Source organism: Pseudomonadota bacterium (assembly GCA_010028905.1).
In the GTDB taxonomy this organism is placed as follows: Bacteria; Vulcanimicrobiota; Xenobia; order RGZZ01; family RGZZ01; genus RGZZ01.
On the sequence record RGZZ01000188.1, the window covers coordinates 1 to 9,029 of the forward strand.

Here is a 9,029-nt window from a genome sequence, read left to right on the forward strand (position 1 = left end):
GCACCTCGAGCAGCGACCACTGCACCTTGGTGTTGTAGTCGGCGGCGGTGTTGTCGCTCATCTCGCCGTAGGCCGACATCACCTTGCCCTGCAGCTGCGAGGCGTTGGTGACGACCATGCCCGTCGGGTACACGTTCAGCGCCGAGAGCACGGGGGGGATGGCCAGGTCGGTTGAGTTGGTCTCGGTGATGGTCACGGTGTTGCTGGCCGTGGTTGATGAGGCGCCCTGCATCCAGTTGGCGGTGACCTTCACCGTGCCGGCCTTCGTGAAGACCAGGGTCGAGAACCAGGGCGAGACGAACTGCCCCGCCGCTCTGGCGCGCTCGCTCACCGACGGCCACTCGCTGAACGTGTTGGTGACCCGGGCCACGCTCGCATCGTCGACCTGCCACTCGACAACGCCGGACAGATCGTCGACGACCACGGCGAACTTGCCCAAGGCGGCTACGCTCTGCGACCAGATGCCCACCGCGCTCAGGGCGTGGATCTTGCGCGCCTGCTGCTGCGGCATGACGGGGTTTGCGCTGTACCACGGGTTGTCGATGACGCGGTCAACGACTCTTATCGACAGCGGTTGAACGCCTGCCGCGCGCAACGTGCTCGACTCGACGGTCACCAGGTCACTGCTGAGGGCGTCGCTGCGGTACACGCGCGCGTCGAGAGGCCCCGCGTACTGGGTGTTCGCGATTGCGAGGTTGCCGGGCTTGTTCGGGTCTTCGATGGCGGTCGCCAGCGTCTTCAGGTCGAGCACGGCGATGCAGGCGATACTGGCCCCCCGGACGTCTCTGTACGGCACTTCATTGCCGGTCGTCAGATCGTAGAAGCGAACCTGCTTCGTGACACGGTAGTAGGCGCTCGAGCGACTCGAGAGCTGGTATCGGTTCTCGATGGGATCGGGCGCAGAGGCGTCGTAGGCGGCGACCAGCTTGTTTCCCGCCGTGTCGAGGCCCATCTCGCTCTTCATCAGACTCGGGCAGTCCTTGGTGCCCCACCCAGGAAGAGCCCTGAGCTCAGCGATCTGTGGGAGGCGCCAGTTTCGGGCCATGCTGGCGTCGAGACGGTAGCCATCGCGTCTGAAAGCGTTTCCGTCAAGGGTGCTGTACGACGCAATCGTTCCAAACCCGACCTTTTCCTCGTAGGTCGAGTTGCTGCTGTTGATGGTCTGCTGGGTCACCACGGTCGACCAGGCGATGGCGCGCGACGCATCGACGCGCACCTTGTCGCTGGAGAAGCGTGGAGGCGCCTGCTGCAGGCCGCGCCGGCGCAGCGAGGTGAGGCCGTTCGCCCCGAATGTCGAGGCGCCGGCGAGACGGTTCGACAGTGCCGCGATGCGCGGGAATCCCGTGCCGAAGGTGGCGTAGGCGGCCCGCGATTCGTAGGCGTCGACCTGCGATGCGAACGAGAGGGCGTTGGCATACTGCATCTCGAGGCCTCGAAGCGTCAACGTGGTGGCATTGTTGCGCAGGGTGTAGCCCAGGCCGTCGGCAGCCTTTGCTGCCCCGTGTGATGGGCTTGCCGCTTTCGCGGCCGGCAGGTAGGTGCTCTGGGCCGTGAAGGCTGCGATGCCGTCGAGCACCGCATTGGCGCCGTTGAGCCCGAGGTTCTGGTTGATGAGGGTTGACTCCAGCGTCGCACCTTGTGGGTTCAGGCCGCTGAGGAGCGCGTTCTGCTGAAAGTTGTCGAACGGCTGCAGGCCGGCCGAGGGAGGGGTGGCATATCCCTGGAGGGTGCTGAGCCTGCCCTGGATGGTACCGTACGCGGCCTGGAATGCCTGCTGGCTCTGGCTCCAGCGCAGGAAGGCGGTGGACTGCTGGATCTGCTGGCTCAGCGCCTTGAACCCTTGCTCGATCTGCTGGCTCAGCTGCTGCAAGCCCTTGAGGTAGGGGTCTTCGGCCGTGGCCTGCAAGATGCCGAGGACGAGCTGGGTGATGGTGCTCACGATGACCAGCGTGCCTGCGATTTTCCCCAGCCACAGGGTTGATTTATCGATGGAGTTTCCATCAGCGGCGTCGAGGACGCCCTTGATCTGGGCGAGGGTGGCGAGCCCGTCGATGGCGCTGTGTGTGATGCCAGCAATGGTTCCGAAGAGCGAATAGGTGCCTTGTTGAAGCTGCTCGGCGGTGAACGAGGCGGTCGGGATGAAGGCACTGGCCCCCCAGCTGTCGAGCGCCTGCTGGCGGTCCGGGTCGAGGGTCCCCTTCGGGTCGGTGTTGTCGGCGTTCAGCCCGCTCACTCGCCTGGGGTCTGCCGTGGTGGCGCCTGCGAGGGCTTGCTTGCGGTGCGGATGTGCGGCCGGGGCGGCGGTCTTGTTGCGTGCCGCGAGCACGTGCACCTGCGCCAGCCCCGCCTCGTGTGCCAGGAAAGGGTCGAGGTCTGGGCTGCCCACCTGCCCGTTCTGGGCGTTGTAGGCCTGGGCGTCGGCTTCGAGCTGGGCATCAGAGAGCGGGCTTACGTCGCCCCCCGCGTCTAGCAGGTCATAGTCGGCGGGGATGCCGTTGCTCGCGGCCACGGCCTGTTGCGCGGCGACGAGCGACACATTTGGGTCGGCCTGGCGCAGCAGGCTCACCTCGGTGCTGAGGGGGTCGACGTGAGCGAAGGGGGCGGGGGTGTCGGTCATGAGCATCGTGCCCGCACCCTCGGGGGCGCCCACGGGAACCGCGGCCACGAAGCGCCGCTCGCCGGTCGCGAGCCCCGCCGTGGCCTTTGACGCCGTCTTGGCCGCGGGGGCTGGGGCGCTTGGCAGATCGTCCACGGGCACATACACGGCGAAGGTGCCGTTGGCGTCGGTGGTTGCCGTGCCCGCGATGGTGCCGTCGCTCTCGTACACGGTGACGGTGGCGCCCGCCACGCCCTGGGTGAGGTGCACCTCGCCCTGCAGCATTTTGGCAGGGCCGTTCTGCCCCATCACGATGGGCGCGGCGTTGGCGTCGCTCAGGCTCTGCGAGGTCGCCACGGCCACAGCTGTGGCGGCGGCCCCTTCCAGTGAGGGCGAGCCGGCGGTCGACCCGCCTCCGGTTCCGCAGCCGGGCAGGGTTGCGAGCAGCAGGGCCTGCACCAGCAGGGTGGCAAGGATTCGGGCATTCAGGCGAATGAAGCGTTTCAAGCGGGGGCCTCCAGACAGCGGCAATCTCGGCAGTGACGACATTCTTCGCGTCTTGCGAAGGCGATCTCCTGTGCCCGCTACGCTCCGCGCAGCCGCGCCTTCAGCCGGTACGCCCGCAGCAGCAGCCACTTGCGCAGGCGCAGGGGCCAGTTGCGGTCGCCGCGCAGGCTGCGCAGCTCGGCGCGCAGCTGCCAGCGCCACTCGTCGAACGCGTAGCGCAGCCGCTCGACACGCGAGGGGCGTGCAGCCGCAAGGCGGGCCTGCGGGCTTGCGGTGGGTTCGTAGTCGAACCAGGCCATCTGCAGCTCGGCCACCCCCTCGATGATGGCGATCTCGTGGGGCGTGAGCGATGTGACGAACTTGCGCGTGTTGTCGCGCTTGATGTCTGAGCCCGTGTTGCGCCAGTCGGCGCTGAGCGATGCGCTCTTCTTTGCCTCCGGCGTGTCGAAGAAGCGCAGCATCGTGGGCTCGTAGGCCTCGTTCAAGAAGTTGCACACCGCCCGCACCTGCGCTTCGGGGTCGGCCAGCAGGTCTTCGTAGCGCAGCCGCATGATGGTCTCGGGGCCGAGGGTCTCGTGCAGGCGGATGGCCTTCTGCTGCTCGTGCTTCCACAGGTGGGCCACGTTCCACGGGTGGAAGTGGTTGAACACGCTCGACCGCGCCGATACGGCCACGTCGCGCGGATCGCGCACGAGGTGGATGATGCGTGCATCCGGGAAGGTGCGCAGCACCCGCTCGACCTCGTTGATCATGAAGGTGCTCTTGCAGCCCCAGCGCGCCTTGCCGCTCTTGCGGCGATAGAGCTCGTGGGCGGCGGCGTACACCGCGAACAGGTCGCGCTCGCCGTCGCACAGCGCCAGCACCGCATCGACCTCGAGGCGCACCTCCCACGGGAAGGTGTGCCAGGCCACCAGGCGGCACACATCGGCCGTCAGCTCGCGGAACCGCCCTGCGTATCCGTTCGCGAACGGCTTCATCAGGTTCATGATGTGGGGAGGGTGGGGGATGAAGAGCCGCGAGTGGCTGTTCAGCACCAGCCGGAGCAGGTTCGAGCCCGAGCGCTCGGTGCCCACGATGAAGATGGGATCGGTGCAGCGAGACTGTGCGGTGGCGGGGGATGGGGGAATCGTCACGTCGCATGGCCTTTCTCGCATCTCCTGGCGCGTCCCTCTGCCACCTCCCCCGCCCATCGCCGCAACAGGACCGTCACGCGTCAGACCCGAACCCCTACGGTCATGAGCAGTTCGCGACGAGATCGCTGGCGCGCCAAACACGAGCCCTCCTCGAAGAAGCCATCGGCTTCGCCCCCCGCAGCCATCGCCGCCGCTCAGACCGCGTCAGCCTCCGCGCCTGCTACCGCCGCGCCCGCGGCCACCGCGCCGCTCTGCGCTCCCGCACCAGCCCCTCCGCCCGTGAGCACGGGCGCCCCCACGCCGACAGCGGCAGCACCTTCCCCGCAGGCCACCCCTCTCAGAGCCAGCGCATCGCGCGCGACCTCGGACGCGCCCCCTGCTCCCCGCGGCCCCGTGAGCCGCAAGGCCGCGTGCTACGTCGACTTCGAGAACCTGCTGTACTCGAGCAAGGACCACGGCCATCCGGTGAGCGTTGCCCGCATCGTGCGCCACCTCAACCGCCTGGGGCGTGAGCTCACGGGCATCGGCTGGAACGCCACCGCCGTGTATGCCGCCTGGGACGCCGTGGTCGCCCACAGCCGCCACGCGCAAGACGATTGGGCCATGATGGGGTGGCGCACGGTGGCGGTGCCCACGAAGGAAGACTACCTCAGCAAGCAGCCCGTGAAGAACCTGGTCGACTTCGTGATGAGCCTCGACATGCTCGAAGACGCGCGCGACAAGGACCACGACACCTTCGTCATCGTGAGCGGCGACGCCGACTTCTGCGAGGTGGCCGAGCGCCTGAAGCGCCTCGGCCGCAAGGTCATCGTGGTGGCCCTCAAGCCGAGCTTCAGCTTTCGCCTGCGAGAGGCGGCTGATGAGCACATCGTGTGGAGCTTCTCTGACATCACGGGCGACGAGCCCCTGCCGGTGCAGTCGTATCGACGCCTCACCCAGGGGGCTGCGCCTGCGTCTGCGTCTCGCACCGTGGCCGAGGAGCCGTACGACATCTTGCGCCGCGCGGTGCGTCTGGCCGAGCGCGACCAGGGGGTCAGCCCGGTGCCGTGGCGCGTCATTCGCGATGAGTACTTCCTGCGCATGACGCGCATGACCGAGGCGGCGGCCGACGACCTGGTGCGCCTGTTCGATCAGGAGGGATTCGTCACCCTCGTGCGCCGAAAGGCGCGCGACGGAACATCACAGGCGTATCTCAGCATTCCCCGCTGATCCGCAAGAGCCGTCACGCATGAAGCTCTCGAAGTACCCCTATCAGGGAAAGCGATCCGATGGCAGCTCGGCGCGCGGTGAGGTGGTCGCCTTCGACCGCGACGACGCCGTGCGCAAGCTGCTCGCGCAGGGCATCACCGTGGTGTCGATGCGCGAGCCCGAGGCGCCACCCCCCAGCGGCGACGACAAGCTGCGCATCTCGGGCGAGCGACTCACCCTCATCTATCGCCAGCTGGCCACCATGTACCGAGCGGGCATCCCCCTCGATCGCTGCTTTCGCTTTCTTGCCAAGGGGGCAGAGCTGGCTGACACCCCCATGCCCACCATCCAGCGCGGAGAGCTCAAGGTGCGCGTGCGCGAGGCCCCCAGGAAGCAGACCCCGGAAGCCCAGATGTGTCTGGGGATGGCCGAGGCCTTGACCCGAGGGCTCACGTTGTCACAGGCCATGTCGCTCTACCCGGGCGTGTTCGGCCCCCCCCACGTGGCGATGGCGAAGGTGGGCGCGTCGGGGGGCATCATGCCGCGCATCCTCGACGAGCTCTCGGTGCTCACGCAGCGGGCCGACTCGTTGCATCGCAAGGTGCGCTCGAGCACCACCTACCCCATCTTCGTGTTCGTGGCGTCGCTGGCGTGCGTGTTCGGGCTGTTCACCTTCATCATGCCCCAGTTCCTCGATCTCGTGAAGGAGATGAACGTGCAGCTGCCGCTGTACACGCGCATCCTCATCGGGTGCGCGCAGGTGCTCGGCCACCCCATCACCCTGGTGCTGGCCGGGTTCTTGATGTTCATGTGGCCCCAGATCTGGAAGCGCATCCGGCAGCGGCGCCAGCTGCAGCAGCTGCTCGACACCGGCTCCGCGCGGGCCATCATCTTCGGTCAGGTCACCCGCAAGGTGTCGCTGGCGCGCGGCATGCAGATTCTCGCGGCCCTCAGCCGCGCCGGCCTGAACGTGCGCGAGTCGCTCCCCATGGCGGCGCAGGCGTGTGGGAACCGCGTGGTGGGCGATGCCCTCGAGGAGGTCTCGGAGCGGGTGATCCACGGGGTGCCCATGGCGACGGCCATGAAGGCGGCCAGAGACGTCTTCCCGCCCGCCCTGGTGGCCTATGTCGAGAGCGGCGAGCACGCCGGGCAGGTCCCGGAGATGCTCGTGCGCGCTTCAGACATGCTCACCATCGACGCCGATCTCACCCTCGAGGCGCTGCCCGAGCTGCTCGAGCCGCTCATCATCGGCTTCCTCGGGCTCGTGGTGGGAGGCATCGTGGTGTCGGTCTTCGTGCCGCTCTACGCCACCCTCAAGAACATCTGAGGGCGCGCTTCTCCCCATGCGCACCCAACACCCCTGCGGGAGCGTTCCGAACGTTCTCACCCAACGCCCCTGCGGGAGCGTTCCGACCGTTCTGACCCAACGCCCCTGCGGGAGCGTTCCGACCGTTCTGACCCAACGCCCCTGCGGGAGCGTTGGGATCACTCGGTGATGAGCCCGGCCCGCTTGAAGGCCGTGCGGTCGGTGGCGCGCTCGAGGGCGTCCTCGAGCTTGATGCGCCCTTCGCGCACGAACTCGATGAGGCAGGCGTCGAGCGACTGCATGCCCTCATCCTTGCCCATCATGATGAACGACGACATCTGCGCGGTCTTGCCCTCGCGAATCAGCGCCCGCAGCCCCTCATTGACGACCATGATCTCGAGCGCCGCCACGCGGCCGCTGCCGTCGGCCTTCTTGAGCAGCTGCTGGGCGACCACGCCGCGCAGCGACTGCGACAGCTGCATGCGCACCTGCTCCTGCTGCTCGGCGGGGAACACGTCGATGATGCGATCAACCGTCTTCGGCGCGCTGTTGGTGTGCAGCGTGCCGAACACGAGCACCCCCATCTCGGCGGCGGTGAGCGCCAGGGCGATGGTCTCGAGATCGCGCATCTCGCCCACCAGCACGATGTCCGGGTCTTCCCGCAGGCAGGCCTTCAGGGCCGCCGCGAACGACTTGGTGTGGGCCCCGATCTCGCGGTGGTCGATGAGGCACACCGACGAGTTGTGGGTGAACTCGATGGGGTCTTCGATGGTGATGATGTGGGCCTTGCGTGTCTGGTTGACGTGGTTGATCATGGCGGCCAGGGTGGTCGACTTGCCGGAGCCTGTGGGACCGGTGACCAGAACGATGCCCCGGGGCGAGAGCGCCAGCGTCGACAGCACCGCGGGCAGGTTGAGCTGATCGAGGGTGGGGATCTTCGAGGGGATGACGCGGATCACGCAGCCGACGCCGTAGTACTGCTTCAGCCAGTTCACGCGGAATCGCGCCACGCCCGTGAGCTCGTAGGCGAAGTCGATGTTGCCCGTCTTCTCGAAGCGCTCGTGCAACCGCTCGTCGACGGGAAGCACGCTCAGCAGGCCGGTGAGGTGCTCATGCGACATGGCCGGCAGGTCAGAGAAGCGGATGTCGCCCTTGAAGCGCATCACGGGTGGGTTTCCGGCCTCGAGGTGGAGGTCGGAGGCTCCCATCTCGGTGAGGCGGAACAGCAGCTGATCGAGGGTGTAGGTGCTCGGGTCGAGACCCAGCTCGAGCGGGGGGAGAACGTCTTCGTTGCTCATCGCAGCACCACCCCCATCGACTTCAGGGTCTCGGCCATGTTGCGCGGGTCGTTGGCCTGGGTCACGGCCGTCTCCGGCGTGATGACCTTCTTCTCGACGAGCTCTTTCAACGTGTCATCCATGAGGCGCATCCCCTTTGACTTGCCCATCTGCATCACGTTGGGCAGCTGGAAGTCCTTGCCTTCGCGAATCAGGTTGGCCACCGAGTTGTTCACGAGCAGCAGCTCGTAGGCGACCACGCGTCCGTTGCCATCGGCCCGCGGCACCAGCTGCTGGCTGCACACGCCGCGCAGCGACTCGCTCAGCATGGTGCGGATCTGGGCCTGCTGGTTGGTGGGGAACGAGTCGATGATGCGTTGCACCGTCTGGATGGCGCTGCGCGTGTGCAGGGTTCCGAGCACGAGGTGTCCGGTCTCGGCGGCCGAGATGGCCATCGAGATGGTCTCGAGGTCGCGCATCTCGGCCACCACCACCACGTCCGGGTCTTCGCGCAGCGCCGCGCGAAGCGCGGTCGAGAACTTGTCGCAGTGGGTACCCACCTGGCGCTGGATGACCAGCGAGCGCTGGTTCTGGAAGATGTACTCGATGGGCTCTTCGACCGAGATGATGTGCGAGGCGCGGGTTTCGTTGACGTGCTGGATCAGGGCGGCCAGGGTGCTGGTCTTGCCGCATCCGGAAGGGCCGACGATGAGCACAAGGCCGTGATGGTGGTGGGTGAGCGACGTCAGTATCTCGGGCATGCCGAGGTCGGCGAGCTTCGGGATGCGCCCCGGGATGCCGCGAAACACCAGGTTCAGGCCGTTCTTCTGCACGAACGCGTTGGCGCGGAAGCGCGTCATCGCGCAGTCGGCCTGAAGCTCGTAGACGAAGTCGACGTTCGAGTCTTCGATGAGCTCGTGCGTGGCCTTCTCGTCGAGGATCTGCTGGGCCATCCACCCGACCTGCTCGGCCGCCAGGGGAGGGTGGGGCAGCGACTCGAGCAGCCCGTGCAGGCGGATCTT

6 protein-coding genes are annotated in these 9,029 nt (G+C 67.3%); 2 read left to right on the top strand and 4 right to left on the bottom strand.

What is annotated here, in order from left to right; translation table 11 throughout:
- Both EB084_13445 and EB084_13450 read right to left on the bottom strand, forming a co-directional pair.
- Positions 1–3,103, bottom strand: a 3,103-nt coding sequence (locus tag EB084_13445) for a hypothetical protein (protein ID NDD29261.1), incomplete at its 3' end; no start/stop codon positions are given.
- A gap of 77 nt (positions 3,104–3,180) precedes the next feature.
- Positions 3,181–4,293 (bottom strand): sulfotransferase, encoded by a 1,113-nt coding sequence (locus EB084_13450; GenBank protein ID NDD29262.1) that lies wholly within the window; start codon positions 4,291–4,293, stop codon positions 3,181–3,183.
- A 45-nt stretch (positions 4,294–4,338) separates the two neighbouring features.
- Between EB084_13450 and EB084_13455 the strand changes: the two genes are divergently transcribed.
- Positions 4,339–5,445 (top strand): NYN domain-containing protein, encoded by a 1,107-nt coding sequence (locus tag EB084_13455; protein NDD29263.1) that lies wholly within the window; start codon positions 4,339–4,341, stop codon positions 5,443–5,445.
- Positions 5,446–5,464: 19 nt separating this feature from the next.
- Positions 5,465–6,751: a type II secretion system F family protein gene (locus EB084_13460; protein ID NDD29264.1), complete on the top strand. Its 1,287-nt coding sequence runs from the start codon at positions 5,465–5,467 to the stop codon at positions 6,749–6,751.
- 158 nt (positions 6,752–6,909) lie between these two features.
- On the opposite strand, the gene EB084_13465 is transcribed toward EB084_13460, so the two are convergent.
- Together EB084_13465 and EB084_13470 are read right to left on the bottom strand one after the other, a co-directional pair.
- Positions 6,910–8,028 (bottom strand): type IV pilus twitching motility protein PilT, encoded by a 1,119-nt coding sequence (locus tag EB084_13465; protein ID NDD29265.1) that lies wholly within the window; start codon positions 8,026–8,028, stop codon positions 6,910–6,912.
- Positions 8,025–9,029: PilT/PilU family type 4a pilus ATPase (locus EB084_13470; GenBank protein NDD29266.1), on the bottom strand; the 1,005-nt coding region annotated here is incomplete at its 5' end. The genes EB084_13465 and EB084_13470, both read right to left, overlap by 4 nt.